1 protein-coding gene is annotated in these 710 nt (G+C 42.1%); it reads right to left on the reverse strand.

The genetic code is table 11. From position 1 onward, the window contains the following. On the reverse strand, positions 1-710 hold a 710-nt coding region (locus B2X33_RS04980; RefSeq protein ID WP_296668072.1), incomplete at both ends, for a DEAD/DEAH box helicase family protein.

Genomic DNA, 710 nt, shown 5'->3' on the forward strand with positions numbered 1-710 from the left:
TCGTCTCCAATCAGCGGCGTTCCTGTAAGGGCAATGCGGACAGCGTTTCTGTCGGCATCAAGAAGATTCGCAAGGAACGAGCCTTTAGGGTCATAGCTTCTGTGTGCCTCGTCAATAATAAAAATGCGCTGCAGATTTGTGTTGTAATCAGGCAGGTCTATTTTTTCTTTTTTCCGCTCATCAAACCTCTGAATGTTTATGACAGTGATTTCTTTTTTGCCGCTGTTTCCAGAAAGGGAATTCCTCTCGTCAAACTGCTTCATAAGCTCTTCACGGGTTTCCGCGCTTTTGACTGACAATCCTCGTATTTCAAATTCTGTTGCGGCCTGTTTTTTCAAGTCTATACGGTCTACAATAAAATAGAATTTTGGAACAATATTCTTTTTTGCGTAATAATCAGTAAGAATATTCACAAGGTAATAACTGAGGGCTGTTTTTCCGGAGCCTTGAGTGTGCCAGATTACGCCTTTTTTAATTCCCCTGTCCAAAGTCCTTGTAACCGCCAGAGCTGCGAAAAGCTGCTGGTAGCGCATAATGTGTTTTTGAAGCTCAACTGTAACAGAGCCGTCATCAAGTTTCTTTTGGGCATGAACATATGCGATTCCGTATTTCAGAATATAAAGAAGCCGGCTAGGCGCGCACATTGAAGTGAGAATCTTGTTTGTCGGCGTGGTAACGTTTTTGTTCTTTTTATATTCATCGGAACTTTT

This window comes from Treponema sp. UBA785 (assembly GCF_002297065.1).
Lineage (GTDB): Bacteria > Spirochaetota > Spirochaetia > Treponematales > Treponemataceae > Treponema_D.